At 49.7% G+C, this 15,693-nt stretch carries 13 protein-coding genes; 7 read left to right on the top strand and 6 right to left on the bottom strand.

The window, feature by feature from the left end; translation table 11 throughout:
• Positions 1-4: 4 nt before the first annotated feature.
• Complete coding sequence (gene selD / locus HUU59_04905; protein NUO18768.1) at positions 5-967, bottom strand: selenide, water dikinase SelD; 963 nt, start codon at positions 965-967, stop codon at positions 5-7.
• An 84-nt stretch (positions 968-1,051) separates the two neighbouring features.
• A complete protein-coding gene (locus HUU59_04900) occupies positions 1,052-3,190 on the bottom strand; it encodes a transglycosylase SLT domain-containing protein (protein ID NUO18767.1) in 2,139 nt (712 codons plus the stop codon).
• Positions 3,191-3,458: 268 nt separating this feature from the next.
• Here HUU59_04900 and HUU59_04895 point away from each other — a divergent pair, with 268 nt between their 5' ends.
• The 7 genes from HUU59_04895 (at position 3,459) to HUU59_04865 (ending at position 13,526) form a co-directional block, all read left to right on the top strand.
• Positions 3,459-6,269: a hypothetical protein gene (locus HUU59_04895; protein ID NUO18766.1), complete on the top strand. Its 2,811-nt coding sequence runs from the start codon at positions 3,459-3,461 to the stop codon at positions 6,267-6,269.
• Positions 6,266-7,192, top strand: coding sequence for a hypothetical protein (locus tag HUU59_04890; GenBank protein ID NUO18765.1), 927 nt, complete (start codon positions 6,266-6,268; stop codon positions 7,190-7,192). The genes HUU59_04895 and HUU59_04890 overlap by 4 nt, the downstream gene beginning before the upstream one ends.
• A complete protein-coding gene (locus tag HUU59_04885; protein ID NUO18764.1) occupies positions 7,189-9,750 on the top strand; it encodes a hypothetical protein in 2,562 nt (853 codons plus the stop codon). Before HUU59_04890 ends, HUU59_04885 begins: the two co-directional genes overlap by 4 nt.
• The gene (gene rsmA / locus HUU59_04880; GenBank protein ID NUO18763.1) at positions 9,747-10,574 is read left to right on the top strand and encodes a ribosomal RNA small subunit methyltransferase A; all 828 of its coding nucleotides are present in this window, start codon (positions 9,747-9,749) and stop codon (positions 10,572-10,574) included. The genes HUU59_04885 and rsmA overlap by 4 nt, the downstream gene beginning before the upstream one ends.
• 2 nt (positions 10,575-10,576) lie before the next feature.
• The gene (gene recO / locus HUU59_04875; protein ID NUO18762.1) at positions 10,577-11,263 is read left to right on the top strand and encodes a DNA repair protein RecO; all 687 of its coding nucleotides are present in this window, start codon (positions 10,577-10,579) and stop codon (positions 11,261-11,263) included.
• A 24-nt stretch (positions 11,264-11,287) separates the two neighbouring features.
• The gene (locus HUU59_04870) at positions 11,288-12,700 is read left to right on the top strand and encodes a glycine--tRNA ligase (protein ID NUO18761.1); all 1,413 of its coding nucleotides are present in this window, start codon (positions 11,288-11,290) and stop codon (positions 12,698-12,700) included.
• A gap of 190 nt (positions 12,701-12,890) precedes the next feature.
• Positions 12,891-13,526, top strand: coding sequence for a hypothetical protein (locus HUU59_04865; protein ID NUO18760.1), 636 nt, complete (start codon positions 12,891-12,893; stop codon positions 13,524-13,526).
• Positions 13,527-13,593: 67 nt separating this feature from the next.
• Here the strand turns inward: HUU59_04865 and HUU59_04860 are convergent, their stop codons facing one another.
• From HUU59_04860 to HUU59_04845, 4 genes are all read right to left on the bottom strand, one after another.
• Positions 13,594-14,040, bottom strand: a complete 447-nt coding sequence (locus tag HUU59_04860) for a 50S ribosomal protein L9 (GenBank protein NUO18759.1) — start codon at positions 14,038-14,040, stop codon at positions 13,594-13,596.
• 9 nt (positions 14,041-14,049) lie between these two features.
• A complete protein-coding gene (locus HUU59_04855; GenBank protein NUO18758.1) occupies positions 14,050-14,529 on the bottom strand; it encodes a single-stranded DNA-binding protein in 480 nt (159 codons plus the stop codon).
• Between the two features lie 75 nt (positions 14,530-14,604).
• Positions 14,605-15,054, bottom strand: a complete 450-nt coding sequence (gene rpsF, locus HUU59_04850) for a 30S ribosomal protein S6 (GenBank protein NUO18757.1) — start codon at positions 15,052-15,054, stop codon at positions 14,605-14,607.
• Between the two features lie 54 nt (positions 15,055-15,108).
• Positions 15,109-15,693: an aminoacyl-tRNA hydrolase gene (locus HUU59_04845; GenBank protein ID NUO18756.1), complete on the bottom strand. Its 585-nt coding sequence runs from the start codon at positions 15,691-15,693 to the stop codon at positions 15,109-15,111.

The raw sequence follows: 15,693 nt of genomic DNA, 5'->3' as shown, positions 1-15,693 counted from the left end.
GGTTTCAACCGATTACCTCTATGCCGCTTCCAGCCTCTACCTCTCCAACAACAGCGTAAAAAAGTTCTTTTGCCTTAAGCATCGAGGTCGCTTCGTCAATGACTGAAGCCGGAATTGCAAGCAACAGTCCACCCGAGGTTTGAGCGTCGAAGAGCAACCACTGCAAATCCTGGGACACGTTCTTGAACGTAACATAATCCCCGAGGTATAGCCGATTCATTTTAGTGCCGCCAGGTACTTTTGACTGTCTTGCGTTTGGCCACGCAGCGTCAATTACTGGAATCGATGCCGCATCTATTCTCATCTTCACTTTGGAACCTCGAGCCATTTCGGCAGCATGACCAAGAAAACCATTCCCCGTGACGTCAGTCGCGGACTTGATTTCAAGATTCGACAATGTATATGCAATGTCGCGATTCAAGAGTTTCATCCATTTCACGGCTTCCGCTGCGTCTTCTGCGGTCAATTCTTCGTTCTTGAGCGCAGTAGTAACAATACCGGTACCAAGGGGCTTGGTCAAGACTAGCATGTCGCCGGCTCTTGCCCCTTTGTTGTTCCAGATGCGATTAGGATCAACAATTCCGCTGACAACCAATCCGTATTTCGGTTCGATGTCATCAATCGTATGACCGCCGGCAATTATGATGCCTGCCTCAAGTGCTTTCTCTGCTCCACCTCGAAGAACTTCCCGCCAGATTTCCGCCGGCAACTTCTTGGGAAAAGCACAGATGTTAAGAGCAAAGAGGGGTCTGCCGTTCATCGCGTAGACGTCGGACAAGGCATTCGCGGCTGCAATCGCACCATAGTCATATGGGTCGTCCACCACCGGCGTGAAGAAGTCCAGAGTCTGCACAAGAACTTCACCCGAAGGAAGACGATAAGCAGTCGCATCATCACGATAGTCAAATCCCACAAGCAGGTTATCATCCTTGCGCGTGGGAAGACCGTCAAGCATTAGATCCAGCACCGCCGGATCCATTTTAGAGGCTCAGCCGGCGCAGCGCACCAGATGGGTCAACTTCGTCAACTCGTCCTTGGTGTATGACATAATTCAGGGTTCGATTGCCTGGAGAGGCGATTGAAGGTGCGGATACAACCTTTTGTAGGCTGCAATATGCTGTAAAATGTGCTTTACGTAAAGCCGCGTTTCACGATACGGAATTCGCTCGACAAACATGTCCGGTGGAAGATCGCCGAACTCTGACTTCCATCGTTTCGCCGCATTGATACCTGCATTGTAAGCGCATAGCGTAAGAATAGTATCGCCATTAAGGTCGTCCAATAAGTCAGCAAGATGGGCAATCCCGATCTCAAGATTTCTTGGACCGTCAAGTAGATCACTTTCCCTCAAGTCTTGTCCAAGCCGTTTGGCCTGTTCTCTTGCTGTTGCCGGCATAAGCTGCATCAAGCCTACTGCACCAGCCGGACTGACAATCTGGTCGTCAAAATGGCTTTCCTGGCAGATAACGCCAAGCGCAAGATATGGTTCAACGTGATATCTATTGCAAAAATCCAAGATCAGAGGTTCATAGTCAACGGGATACCAAAGATTGAAGAAGTCTGCAGGTCGTTCTCCGGCTGAGGCTGCCTCGTCACGAAACTCCTTGATCGTCCACCTCCATGCTTGAAACCGCTCATTGTTCTTCCAGTAGGACAACGGCCGCCACCAAGCAACATCTGCCCTCTTGCCGCACTCTGCTTCAACGTTCGGCCATTCCCGCAACGCCATTTCCCACAGGCCAAGCGCGGCCAGCATCGCAAATGCTCTCGTATGCTTACCACCGGTGGTCACAAGTTCGTCCAGACTCAAAGGACGAAAATCTCTCTTCAATGGTTCAGGCCGTCGCTCAGTATGACAGCCGAGCTGTGCATAGTATGAAAAGGGATAGCGACGATGGAGTTCTGCGCAAAGACTGTCACTTCGATCGACGTGACCGGAATTCTGATATGCCTGTGCTGACCAATAAAGTCCGATTACGGAATAGCCTGAGCGTGGGTAGTCGCGCGTGAGTTGCTCGAAATCTCTTGCCGCCGCTTCAAAACGGCCAGCGAGCATGCGCGCCCAGCCTCTGTTCCAAAGCGCATCATCTGATCCTTCTCCACCTGAAGTCGAAGCAAACCACTTGTCAAAGGCCTCTGTGGCTTCATTTGGACGATCACGATCTATATGCAGCAACCCGATCAGTCGCCAGCTTTCTCCAATGTGTTTCCGATCAGTGCCAGTTCGAGCAAGCTCTTCCGCCGTCTGAATTGCCAGATCATCTTGATCCGTAAGGTATGCTGAGCGCACCATTGAGAACAGCATTTCGTCACGGTATTTGGAAGAAGGAAACTGCTTAAGATGCTGATCTGCCAACCGCAGTGCATCAGAATGTCGTCGCAGCGCGACTGAAATCCGGACTTGGCGTGCGATAAGGAGTTCGTCTTGGAACGAGAATCGGCCGCGCTGCCGAATCCCGGCTAACTTGTCCAGTGCTTCTGCCTTGAGGCCACTTCTTTCCAGGCACTCGATTTCGTTCCATACATCCTCCCAGTGACGCTCGGGAGCTGTGAAGCCATATCGTTTTTCATAGTTATCCAGACTGGTTCTGGCCTGCTTTCCAAGATCGGAACCAGGTGAAAGTAGATACGCAGACCAAAGCGTCTGCCAAGCCTCACCATGTTTGCCCGACCTTGACCACAAGGATGCAATTTGAACTTGTATTTGCTGTCGGAGTTCTTCCGAAGCACCAATTCTTAGTGCTATATTATCAATAGTTTGAAGTGAATCGATGGACTCCTGAAACGTTGAATCAGAAACCAACGTCTGTATTGCAAACTCTTGATAAAACTTTATTTGTGAATTAAGAAGGTTGCGTATATAGATACCGGCCAAGTGCGGTTGGCCGAGTTCAAGCAGTGCCTTTGCTCGAAGCCAGTTTGCGTGATCGGCGAGTTCAGAAGGTACCCCTCTATCAAGTATCGATGGTACCTCTGCAAAAGACGAATCCGCATAAGTTGAGAAAGCACGAAGCAAGTTTGCCAATCCTTGCCAGTGGGCAGATTGCGGCAAGGAATCGCTGTCCAGCACGCGATAAGCTCGGTCCCTCTCAGATTCGTTGAGTAACGACCAGAAAGCGGAAGCTCGTGCGGAATCCAAGGCAAAGCCGAGCTTGTCCGTCGCGCCTTTGACGGGAAAAACTGCTCCCAAAAATATTATTGCAGTTAGAATCCTTTGCATGTCGAAAAGTAATCAATTGCTGCTGCAAAAACAACGTTCTTTCTGTATGGGCAGTTGGGAAGACCTATTTCTTGCGGAGTTCGGCTTGAATTTGGAGTGCACAATGCGTATTTTGACGAGTTAAGTCAACGCCCGCCATACTTCCCCTTTCTCCATCTGGTTTCATATGCATTTCCTAGCGATACTCGCTGTAAGTTTATTTTTGTCAATACCTTATGCAACAGGACAGGTGATCTCCGTGCGAGATATACAGTTCACGGAATCGCCTGACGGTGCGTCACCTCTCGTGGGCCAAACAGTCGAAGTTGCAGGTCTAGTCTCAGGCTATGGGTTTGGGAGCTCCGGACTGCAGTATTTCATCTCGGATCCCGGCGGTGGCCTCTGGAGTGGTGTGCTTGTATTTGACACACAGCCGCGCAACATCGAAATTGGCGATTCCGTAGTTGTCCGAGCCACAGTGGCAGAATCTGGAGGCCAAACACGCCTAAACAGCCCCGAACTACTTGGTGCTCATCAAAGTTCCACGGGGATTTCTCCCTACGCAACAGTTTCCGGCAGCGTTTCCGAGCCGCTGGAAGGAGTTTTCACTGAGCTTTCCCTGCCCGTGGTCACTGAAATCGTTACGGGAGGATTCATTGTCAATGATGGGAGTGGCCCGCTCCGTGTTCGAGACGGCTTTGAATTCCTCTATGAGCCTTTTATCGGCGATACGCTCGAGTTCCTGCGCGGCATTGTATCATTCACCTCAAACGAATTTGCGCTAAACCCGCGAGGTGACTTCGACTTTGGCTTCTCTTCAAATCGACCGCCCCTGATAAGTGATGTTGGTTTTTCGCCTGAGCGTCCTACGGGTGTGGATCCTGTAACTGTAACAGCGCTGATAAGTGATGATCAAAATAACGTTACCGAAGCGCTCGTTTTCTACCGATTTGGTGACTCAGGCGACTTCGCCGCAGTTACGATGCACGATGATGGCGAGCATGGCGACGACGCAGCCGGTGATGGCCGGTGGGGTGGAATATTGCCTGCCGGGCCTGAACGAATAGAGTGCCATTTCTACATCTCGGCTCGAGACGGTGATGGAGCACAGGCCCTCTCCCCTGACGGCGCTCCTGCCACGACCTACAGCTATCTTATTCGCTCGATTAATTTGACAATTTTCGACATACAGTATGTAGGAAGTCCTACCGGTGGTGATTCGCCCTTGAACGGTCAGATTGTAACGGTAACCGGCATAGTCACAGGGACAAATTTTGACGGTGGCAGCTTCTTTATGAATGACCCGGGTGGTGGCCCGTGGTCAGGTGTTCTTGTTTTCAACCCACCTTCCACTCCTGCCGAAGGTGATTGCGTTCGGGTCACGGCACGTGTTCAAGAGTACTTTGAACTAACAGAGTTATCAAGTGTATCCTCTGTGGTCGTGCTTGGTCAAGGTGTGGTTGCACCGCCGGACACGATACATGCCAGCATGCTGCCCGATTCATCAGAGGCCTACGAAGGCGGGTTTGTATATATCGGGCCATGTGTCGTGACGAATACTGAGGACTTCGGTGATTTCGCGCAGTGGACAGTGCGTGACGCGACCGGCGAAGGTATCATTCTGGGTGATTTCGGTTTAGATTATACTCCCGCTGAAGGAGATAGTTTCCAATTCATACAAGGTTGTGTTTCGTTTAACAGCAATCCCGGCCACATGATTGCTCCACGCCGGAATGAAGATATGGGAATAATCGACCGGCGTGCACCGCAGCTACTGACCGCAGAGGCTGTAACGGAGCACCGGGTTAATTTGAGATTCAATGAGCGGCTCAGCCCTTCTGTTGCCGAAAATCTTGATAGATTCGAAATCATTGAAGTAACTAATCCCGACTTTCCTGAATTGCACATTGAATCAGCGCAACTGTTCAATGACGGTCGAACGGTTCAAATTGAGACACTTGAATCGCTACCGTCAACAGCGGCCTATCAGGTTGAGGTAACGGACATTTCAGACTTGGCGGGCAATGTTCTCAGCCACGCAACTCTTGGATTCGGTGGGTATAGTGCTACTGAAGTTACCGAGATTGCCGATATCTACAATGACTTTAGGGCCTATGAAGGGTTACCTACGACTTTACGCGGAGTTGTCAACTTTGTGCAGGACGTTACGACGTCATCCGGTTCGCGCAGAATTTCGGCTTATATACAGGACGGCAGCGGGCGCGGATTCAATCTGTCACAAACAGGAGCGGCTTCCACTTTTCCGGGTATTCAGCGCGGCAATTTGATCGAGATAACCGGTGTTGTGAATGAATTTTCCGGCTCAATTCAAATGGGTGAGTTCGCCGCAGGACCGAATTCTGCAGATATTCGTGTTCTTGCCGAAAACCAACCGCTATACCCTCCAATCGAAATCAGGACAGGCGACTTGCGCACGCAAGCAGAAATTGTCCGGGTTTCAGATCCAACTCTGAGCGGCTCCGGGACCTGGTGCCGCACAATCGGAACAGTCTATCAAGTGGATGAAAATGTCGGAGGAGGAACAAACATTTTCATTGACGATGGTTCCGGGAATTTGACAATTCGTGTGTGGGACTCTATGAACTTGGACAGCATTGAGCTAAACGATGGTTGGATTCCGCTTGGCGAATTAGTCGGCAAGAGAGTATCCATTGCCGGCCCTTCATCGACCTTTAACGGCGATTTTCAAATGCTCGCCGGATACACAGAGGATTTTGAGGACCCCAGCATAGGTGGCGCTCCTTCAGGTGACCTTGTACTGGAAGTACCGAACCGCGCTTTTGCACCGGATATCGGCCAGAAGTTTCCAATCTACATGGATGCACCGCCAGCTGGTGCCGTCCGATTACGGCTCTTCAATTTGCGCGGTCAGCTCGTTCACACGTTTGTCGACAAGCGCGCCGGCGGTCCCCAATCGCTCGAATGGGACGGTCGGAACGATCTTAATGAACTGTTACCTCTTGGGACCTATATACTTCACCTTGAATCCATTGTTAATGGCAAGACAGAGTCCCTCTCAAAACCAGTCGTAGTAGGGACACGCTTGTGAAAAATACACTTTCTACTTTACTGCTCGTTGTCAGCGTGTTGGCAACCAGCGCCTTCGCTCAGTTAGTATCAAATCCTCATCTTCCGACACCGGCAGCACAAGGAATGGGAGGTGCATACTCAGCAGGAGCGCGCGGCAGCGATGCCGTTCTTTGGAACCCTGCAGGACTGGGGCTAAGTCAGGGCACAGGCGGGAGATTTGCGTATCACCAACCGTACTCAGCAAGCTTTCTTTCCCATATATCGGTATCGGGATTTTCAGTTCTGCCAAAGAAGGCTGGAGCAATCGGTTTTGCGGTTCAAAACCTCGCCACACGACTTAACGGTGAGACAGTTTCCTCAGAATCTGAAATTTCTTTGGCGCATGGCCTATTGCTGCAAGAGGATATTTACTCTGCTTTCAGTATTGGTTATGCTGTTAAGTTCATCTCTTGGAGCCTTGGAGAGTCTGTGGACGGACCCTCAGGTTCCTACGATCTTGGCAGCGCCATGGCCGTTGGAATTGATGTCGGCGCTACTGCGAAAGTATGGGACAGATTTGTTCTCGCGAGCGCATTTCACAACATCAATCATCCACAAATGGGTTCCGGTTTGAAGCGGGACTTGCCCCGATCAATGTCTTATGGAGTGCAATACGAACCGTATTACGGCGTCAAGACCTCCTTTGACATCGAACGACGCCTTGAAGCCGGGACAGTCTTTAAGGCCGGCTCTGATCTTCAAGTGGCAAAGCCGTTTCATTTGCGAGTCGGCGTCATGACAAATCCGAACGTCTTCACCGCCGGATTTGGCTTATTTTACCGCGACATTACAGTTGACTACGCGTTTCTTTACCATCCGGTACTTTCACCGTCACATACTTTCAGCGTCGGGTTCGATGTTCCACAAGGTCTGGGACAGTTATGGAGTGCGGGCAACCAATGATTCCGATTTTTCGCCTGGCCGCAACCGTCCTGCTATTCGGCTCATTGTCCTGGGGCCAAAGTTTGCTTGATCTCAATTCCGCGACTCGCGCCGAGGTCGATGCCTTGCCGATTTCCCCAGAACAGGCGGACGCAATATGGGAACGGCTTGTCTATGAAGGACCCTTCAAACATGTTTATGAACTTGACGAGTTACCTGAGATTGACGCCGAGACACTGCGATCTCTTCGCACATTGGTTCGAGTGAATCCACCACGTCCGGGTGATGACCGATTGGATAAGATTGAAGATGCCTATTACAGAATTGAGAATCTCGGTACTGAAGAAGGCACAAACGTCGGTCTAGTCGACGAATGGATCGATCGCATGCTTGAACCAATGGATGTGAACAAAGCAACTTTGGACGAGCTGATGGATTTGCAGAATGTGTCTCCGGCAGATGCTGTCGCGATTTACAACCAGGTGAAACTACAAGGGGGAATAAGAGGGACCCGCGATCTGCGAGCCGTTCCCGGACTTTCCTCCTGGGGATACCGAAACGCACGAAATTACTTGTCCTATGACCCAAGAATAACGCGCAACGAGTTTCATGGCGCCTATACATTCAGGGCCTACGATACGCCGTTTTTTGCTGATGAGGAATTGGCGATTGACCCCACCCTGCTAGTTGACCCGACACCTGACGTCAGTCATAAATTGCGAGTCAATTACTCTCAGGATTACAAGGCTGGATTGCTGTGGCATCGGAGTCTCGGTGAGCAGACACATTACTGGGACTTTGCAGGCGCGAATCTTCCGCAGTTCAAATGGTTTGCCGGCTTAGAGAAACGGAATACAGGACCTGTCAGATTCGATCGTATCTACTTGGGTAACTACCAAGTCTCCTTGGGCCAAGGCGTTGCAATGGAAAGCGGAGATTACTTTAATCCGCGTTATTCCGGCTTTGGCTTTGACAAGCGTTTGACCGGAATCGCACCGGATTTGTCTCGTTCAAGAGAATTCACCCTTAAAGGCTTTGCCGTTGAAGCATCCTGGGGCAAATGGAAGACTATTGCATTCGGATCTTCCCAAATGAAGGATGCAATTGTAAACCCCGACGGCTCCATGAACAGGCTTATCACGCTGGTGCCAAGAGATGATCGGGATATCTATCCGTCAATGCAAAAACTCGCAAACGGAGACTCTGTATATGTTCCCGCCTTCGATGGAAAACAATCCATGTTGGATGCCGTTAGAGAGGTTGCGTTCGGTGGTGAAGTAGCCTACCGGCCGTTCGTCGGTTCATCCCTTGGTATTATTGCCACCGAATTCGCTTACGATCGCCCAATTCATCCGTATATTGGCAAAGCTTATCAGTTTGATGCCGTTACGAGAGCCGGAACAGATACGGTTGTCAATGTCTATTCGGTAATTGACCCGCAGGAGAGAGACGAAATTGCCGACAATGTGATGAATGCCGAGATTAGGAATGGATATCATTCGGATGTTAATGGCGGACTTTGGTCCCAAGCGAGAGGTATTCGCAGGACTTTTGGAATCGACTTGATGCAAGTCGTCAATAACTATACTTTTCAAATAGAGTATGCCGAGCTTGAAACAAGCGGCGGAGTGCTAAAACTCGGGGATGATCCCCATGGGCTTGTCGCCTCGGCGCATGCACAGTGGAATTCCCTGACACTACTTGGTGTTTATCGCGATTACTCAATACGTTATGACAATCCTTATGCACGCGGATTCGCAAATTATGCCCGCTATAATGGCACGACATATGAGGATGAATTCTATCTGGCAACGGAGACTTTTGCTCAGTTGGAACGAAACTCCGCCGCACCTCAAGCCGAACAGGGCGTGTATTTTGAAGGCAGATACCAAGTCTCACGACCGTTGCTTTTTGTGGGCGAGATAGACAATTGGACGCGTGTCGCCGATCAAGCGGATTACTATCGTTGGGTTGGGAAGTTCACTTATCGTCCGGTTTGGCCGATTCAGCTCAGGATCAGGCAAAAGCTGCAAGGCAGGTGGAACAGCAATCCAACTCAACCGGCTGGATTTCAGACGTATGAGAATCGGATTCATCTTGAATATCGGCTCTCGCGGTTTGACGAACTTGAAGTAATGTATTCCAGTGGCTACACGAAATTTACTCCAAGGCCTCGATTGGTAGGGGAACCAGACCCGACAGGTGAGAGCCCCTTGGATGCTCAGGGTGCCTCACCGCAAGAGGCTGTTGGTGTTGAGCTAACCCACAATTTTTCACCGTCACTGAAGTTCAAGACCGCCTGGCTAATGTATGATGGTTTTCTATGGAATTTTGAAGACACAGAGTTTGTGGTGGTTGATGGCAAGTCTACCAGATGGTGGGTTTCGTTGACTAACAGGTTCTCGAACGCATTAACGGCACGCGTGAAGTTTACAGGTGACAGCCCGGTCACCCGGACTTTTGTGCAGGCGCGTGATGGCAACTCTTATCCGGACCCTGTTGAAGGTCGAACCTTTGCCGGCGACAACGTTGTGCGCCGATCATGGTCATTTCGTGTGCAGTTGGACTACTTGTTTTGAGTTCGTTGCCGCTACCAAAGAAAAGCCTTGGCCAGTGCTTTCTGACGGATAAGTCGTACGCGCGGGAGATAGTTGCTGCGCTACAAATTGAAGCCGGTGATACAGTCGTTGAGATTGGACCAGGTCGGGGCGTACTGACCGAATTTCTTGTAGAAACCCCTGCCCGAGTTGTCGCAGTTGAGATTGACAACAGACTCCAATCCGTATTGCGTGAGAAGTTTCAGCAGTTCCCGAATTTCACGCTGATACATTCGGACTTCTTGGATTTCGACATCCGAAGACTGTCCGACGCAGGAAGTCTAAAGGTTGTGGGAAACTTACCTTATCACTTGTCAAGCGGAATTGTATACAGGCTTCTCGAACATAATCGCATAGCACGATCAAATCCTGATCTTCCATGGTTTTCTGCAGGTGTGCTGATGATGCAGCGAGAGGTTGCTGAGCGAGTGGTCGCACCTGCCGGAAGCCGTACTTACGGAAAGCTCTCTGTTTTTGTGCAAGTGGAAGCCGAGGCTTCGCTTTATTCAATTGTTCCTGCTGTTGCCTTCAGACCAACTCCGCAAGTCGATGGCGGAGTGGTGCAGATGCAGTTTTTTCGTTCTCCACATAAGTATCCGAAAGACTATCCGCTGTTTGAACGGGTCGTTCGGTTTACGTTTTCACAACGTCGCAAAATGATGAAGTCAACATTGTCGCAGCTATCAGGCATTCATCCTGCCTGGCAGAGTATTGAATTTGACTTCACCCGCAGACCTGAGACTCTCACAGTTGAAGAGTGGTGTGATCTTTGTAATGACATCAATTATCAACTCATGAGGAAGTGATTGTGACCGACATTCGAAAGGATACAGCAATCGTTTTGCGGACTGTTCCCTATAGCGAGACTTCCCTCATTTTGACGCTTTTTTCGGCAAGGCATGGCCGAGTTTCTTTAATAGCAAAAGGCGCTCGCAGACGACACAAGAACGGATCGGCACTTGCTATTGAACCAGGTTATGAACTTGAAGTCGTCTGGTCAGCCAAGAGCTCAAGGGAAGTGCAACTCGCCCGGGAATTGGCCCTAGTGAACTCCCATTGGGGAATGCGCAAGTCACTTGAGTCCATGGTTCTCTGCAGTGCCGTCATTGAATTGCTCCTCCAAACCACGAGTGAAGACGATCCTCATCCTGAATTGTACAAAGCGGCCGAGATTTGCCTGCAACAGTTCGAGGCATCGCGGTCCCCAAATTGGACTACTTTTTGGAAGTTCTATCTCGTGCTGCTTAATCAGCTTGGCTTTGCAGTCAATGATCGCGTCATCGAGTCAGGTGTTCCTTTTTCGCTTTCAGTGGAGTCCACAGCTGTCCTAAAGAAGGTTAGTAGCTCGGGGTTCGATGTTGCATCCCGGATTAGAACATCGATTCGCGCTGAATCAGAAATTTTTCATTGGCTGACCAAGTATGCGTCAGAACACCTCCCGGTTGTCGTTCATTCACGATCCATCAGCGCTCTCAAATGGGTCCGCCCGTCATAACTAGAACAAATATAAGAATAAGAGATGTCATCGAATGTAATGGATAAAGTCGTAAGCCTCTGTAAGAGGCGCGGCTTTGTATTTCAATCATCAGAAATCTACGGCGGCCTAGGTTCAATTTGGGACTACGGTCCTTTAGGCATTGCTCTTAAGAATAACATCGCCAACTACTGGTGGCGCGAAATGACGCAGTTGCACGACAATATTGTCGGAGTGGACGCTGCTATACTGATGCATCCTCAGGTCTGGAAAGCATCTGGCCATGTAGACGGTTTCGTTGATCCGCTCGTTGACTGCAAGCAATGCAAGGCGCGATTCAAGGCTCAAGACCTTATTAAGCAATGGCGTGCGAAGAACAAACTTGCCGCAATTGCGGATGGTGAGATTGAGGAGGGCGGCGAGGGAAACCTTGATCAATTGGCAAAGGTCCGGTGGGGAGAAGCCACGTGTCCGTCATGCGGAACATCTGGAAGTCTTACTTCGCCGCGACAATTCAACCTCATGCTGAAGACTTTTCTTGGTCCAGTTGAGGAGAGCGCAGCTGTGGTATACTTGAGACCGGAAACTGCTCAGGGAATTTATGTCAACTATCAAAATGTCCTGAATACTGCAAGGGTAAAACTCCCTTTTGGAATTGCGCAGATTGGCAAGGCCTTTCGAAACGAAATCACGCCTGGTAATTTCATTTTCCGGACCCGTGAGTTTGAGCAAATGGAGATGCAGTATTTCGTCCGGCCTGAAGAGGCAAATGAGTGGCTTCTTTTATGGCGTGACAAGCGATTTGAGTATTATCGAAAACTCGGTGTAAGGCCGGAAAAACTCAGATTGCATCAGCATACCCCCCGCGAACTTGCACACTATGCAGCAGATGCATATGACATCGAATATGAATTCCCGTTCGGTTGGCAAGAGCTCGAGGGAATCCACAACAGAACGGATTTCGACTTGAAACGGCACTCGGAGTATTCAGGGAAAGATCTTAGTTACTTGAACGAAGATACGAAAGAGCGTTTTGTTCCTTACATTATTGAAACGTCTTCTGGTTTGAATCGTACTCTCCTCACCTGTCTCGTTGACGGCTATTATGAAGACACGCAGGATGGTGAACCGAGAACAGTATTGCGATTGTCTCCTGCAATTGCACCTTTCAAGCTTGGGATTTTCTCGCTTGTCAAAAAGGACGGGCTGACAGAAATCGCCGATCAACTTGCCTCTGACTTGCGCAAAACCGGCGCCGTATTTGTTGATCACTCAGGCTCCATAGGGCGTCGGTACCGTCGTATGGATGAGGTTGGCACACCCTGGGGTGTGACAGTCGACTATCAAACCAAGGAAGATGAAACCGTCACCTTGAGAGACAGGGACACACTTGTGCAATTTCGAATCAAGATGAATGAATTGCCAACGTGGCTTGCATCAAAATTGGCTGCCGTGTAAGAGGTCGGCGTTATCTTCATGAGCACTCATGTGTGCTGCAAAACGAAAATGATTCTGGAGTGCCACAATGTTGAATGACGAAATGTGCCGTCACGGCAAATTCTTGTTTCGTTATCGAAGTTATATCCCTTTAATTCTGGTTCCACTTGGGATACTTCAGCTATCCACGTACAAAGCTTATGTAGGTGGCATGCATGACTATGATCAGATTTGGGATTTTGCATGTTTAGGACTTGCGTTCATAGGATCTGCCGTACGATTTATCACAATTGGATATGCGCAATCCGGGACCTCCGGCAGAAACACGGCAGACGGTCAAGTGGCCGATGCACTGAATACTAAGGGCATGTATTCACTTGTTCGCCATCCCCTTTATGTGGGAAACATCATTATGTATGCGGCTGCGCTTCTATTCACGAAGTCCTTATGGTTCGCACTCGCTGGCAGCTTGGCACTGGTACTTTATTATGAGCGAATTATCGCCACTGAAGAACAGTACCTTCGTTCCAAATTCGGAGTAGCTTTGGAGGAATGGTCACGGAAGACGCCGTGCCTTATTCCAAGACTGCGTGGTTGGGTCAGGCCAACACTTAGATTCTCTTTCCGGGCTGGAGTTCGAAGTGAATTCTATTCCATTGTCGCCATTATTGCAGTACTGTATGTTATGGATTCAGTTGAGCACTATTTCGTCGAAGGCAGAATTAGAGCCGATAAAGAGTGGAATATCTTGCTCGTTTTTGCAGTTGCTTCTTTCATTGTGTTTAGATACCTTCGCAAGCATACGTCGATTCTCGATGCCAAGCATGAGAGAATTGAGACGGCATAGCTGTCCCGGCCTTACCTAAACAAAAACCCGGCTTAAGCCGGGTTTTTCGTATCATTCAACAAGTTCACTAAACGTTTGGTACCACGTCGACGGTTACTGTAGCGACAACTTCGCGATGCAGTTTGACGGGTATGTTGAATTCACCCAGATGTTTAATTGGCTCATTCAACTGAATCTTGCGACGGTCTATTTCGAAGCCTCGCTCTTTGATAAGTTCGGCAATGTCTGACGAGGTGACGGCTCCAAACATCCTATCCTCTTCTCCCACTTGTACAGCCTTGAGCAGCCGCAAGCCGTTGATCTGAGCATAAACGTCGCCAGCCTTACGGCGTTCCTTGAGGTCGCGCATCTGTAACGTTTTCCGCTCTTGATCCAGTCGAGCGAGATTGGACTTATTTGCAGCGAAGGCTATGCCACGCGGTATCAGAAAATTACGTGCGTAACCGGGCTTGACGGTCACCAAGTCTCCAACCTTACCGAGTGATTCAAAGTCTGTGCGAAGTATGATCTGCATCTCTGTTGGTTATGGTTTGTTCAAAATGAAACTACGGTAGGTGAAGTGAGCGTGTTCCTGATCGTCCTCTGGGGCAGGATGATGCTGTTCGTCGTCCTCAACGGAGTCCGCATGTGAATGCACGTCACTTTCAGCGCCATGTTCGCGCCGATTCAGGAATTGAATACGGCGAGCTTTTATTTCCACCCAAGTCCGTGTCGTTCCGTCTTCATTGGCAAAGCTGCGGCTCTGCAATTCACCCTCGACCAGCACTGCGCTTCCACGGTGCAGGTTTTCCTTGCAGCTTTCAGCAAGCTTGTACCAAGCCACTATTCCAATGAAGCAGACATCTTCCTTAATCCGACCACTCGAATCCTTGAACTTCCGATTTGACGCGATAGTGAAATTCGCTACTGGCACGTCGGAAGTAGTCTTCCGAAAGCTTGGGTCCTTTATCAGGTTGCCCGCGATGATGACACAATTGATATCCGGCATCTTATAGTCCGCCATACGTTCTCCCTCGTTATCCCACCAAGCGCGAATTATACGAACCGTCCTCCCTGAAGACGGTCGTTGAAATTGGTCCTACGCGGTCTGATCCTCACCAGTTTCGTCCTCCAACTCGATAACCTCTTCAATCGCGTCAATCTCTTCGACAGGCACGACTTCTGTTATCTCAGCTGGCGCTGCAACTTCCTTGGATACACCAAGAGAAGCAACTGACTCCGCATCAAAGTCCGGAACTCGCTCGGGCTCCACAACTGTCACAAGTGATCTCATCAACGACGTTGTCAGGTGCAGAACACGATCCAGTTCGTGCGTTGCTTCCGGGGCTATATCATACACAGTTAGAATATAGAGCCCATACTGGCGATGGCGAATCTCATAGGCCAATCGGCGCTTTCCCCACCGTTCCCACCGTCTGAACTTTCCGCCTTGACCGACTACCGTGTCATGGATTCTACGGATATCGGCTTCAACCTGATCGGGCTCGATATTCGGATCAAAAATCAGAACTAACTCGTACGTTTTCATTTGCTAATTTTTCCCTTTGGACTTGACGGCCTGCACAAGAACAGGCAGGGTTACTTATTCTTTATCCTTGTCGTCAACGATGATATTAAACTTATTCATCATCGACTCGATTCCACTTTCCAACCAGTGCTCAATGGCATCGGCTCCACGCCCAACCAACTCATGATAATCGGCTAGCTCTTTGCCGCGAAGCCGCTTCAACACGTAATTTCCGATATCCGCTCCGGGATAGCCACCGCCGACGCCCATTCTCATTCGCGGAATTGATTCGGTGCCAATACTTTGAATAATCGAATTTAAGCCCTTTTGCCCGCCCGGTCCTCCACCCTGACGAATGCGAAGCCTGCCAAACGGAATGTTGACGTCATCACATATTACAAACACGTCTTGAGGCCGTATCTTGTACCACCTTATCGCGGCGGATACAGGTCGGCCAGACAAATTCATAAATGAGAGCGGCTTGAAAAGAACTGTCTCAAATCCGGCTGGCATTTGTGCGGTCATGCTCTCTGCCACTGGACCCCTTCTAAAACTGACCAGAGCCCGCCTGGCCAATTCATCTAAGGTCGCAAAGCCTACGTTGTGTGGTGTATCGTCATATTCGGCACCGGGATTACCCAAGCCCACAACTAGCCGCAT

The organism is bacterium (genome assembly GCA_013360195.1).
In the GTDB taxonomy this organism is placed as follows: Bacteria; Electryoneota; RPQS01; order RPQS01; family RPQS01; genus JABWCQ01.
This window is presented reverse-complemented; position numbering and strand designations above follow the sequence as displayed.

Coding starts and splice junctions, on each gene's coding strand:
- HUU59_04885 (NUO18764.1), top strand. CDS start 7,189: ATGATTCCGATTTTTCGCCTGGCCGCAACCGTCCTGCTATTCGGCTCA.
- HUU59_04870 (NUO18761.1), top strand. CDS start 11,288: ATGTCATCGAATGTAATGGATAAAGTCGTAAGCCTCTGTAAGAGGCGC.
- HUU59_04865 (NUO18760.1), top strand. CDS start 12,891: ATGCATGACTATGATCAGATTTGGGATTTTGCATGTTTAGGACTTGCG.
- HUU59_04860 (NUO18759.1), bottom strand. CDS start 14,040: ATGCAGATCATACTTCGCACAGACTTTGAATCACTCGGTAAGGTTGGA.
- HUU59_04855 (NUO18758.1), bottom strand. CDS start 14,529: ATGGCGGACTATAAGATGCCGGATATCAATTGTGTCATCATCGCGGGC.
- rpsF (NUO18757.1), bottom strand. CDS start 15,054: ATGAAAACGTACGAGTTAGTTCTGATTTTTGATCCGAATATCGAGCCC.
- HUU59_04845 (NUO18756.1), bottom strand. CDS start 15,693: ATGCGGCTAGTTGTGGGCTTGGGTAATCCCGGTGCCGAATATGACGAT.